1 protein-coding gene and 1 pseudogene are annotated in these 541 nt (G+C 43.4%); both read right to left on the bottom strand.

Features of this window, described 5'->3' with window-relative positions:
- Window positions 1-193, bottom strand: a pseudogene (locus C5469_RS23065) (hypothetical protein); the annotation flags it as partial.
- 104 nt (window positions 194-297) lie between these two features.
- On the bottom strand, window positions 298-541 hold a 244-nt coding region (locus C5469_RS23070; protein ID WP_166311042.1), incomplete at its 5' end, for a PAAR domain-containing protein.

A 541-nucleotide genomic window follows, 5' to 3' on the forward strand; every position in this document is an offset into this window, starting at 1 on the left:
TATTTCTGTCCTCATCCGTGATGTCAGGACTTATCACAAAATCCATTTTCTTACGGTGAATATGTTCATCGTCTTCGACCGGTTTTTCCTTACTTGCTTCCATGATACCGACAGCAATTAATACCCCGGCACAGGCACTGGCGACATATTCAGCCGCACCCACTGCGACAGGGGCCACTAATGGTATTGGCATATTAACGTCTCCTGTTTATCTTATTTTTTGCAATACAAAGAATATCTTTAAACTGCTGTTCCAGCTCCTGACCAGGAATTCAAATGCCCCGGATTAAATTCACATTAACTGGCTAGAGTAAACTTATGCTGACTGGCAATTAATTTTGCCCCACAAGCGGTTTGCATTCCCTCAAGCGCAATCAGTTTCCCTTTATATTTTAAAGAATCAGCACCCTGAACAATAGGAAATACACCTTTGCATTGAGGGCACTCCACCCAATCACCTTTACCCGCGATAGGAATACCCTTGTGAGTATAGTCATCAATAGCGGTAATCACCTTACCGCCATGATCTGTCGTATCACCC

The organism is Photorhabdus cinerea, from assembly GCF_011189575.1.
Lineage (GTDB): Bacteria > Pseudomonadota > Gammaproteobacteria > Enterobacterales > Enterobacteriaceae > Photorhabdus > Photorhabdus cinerea.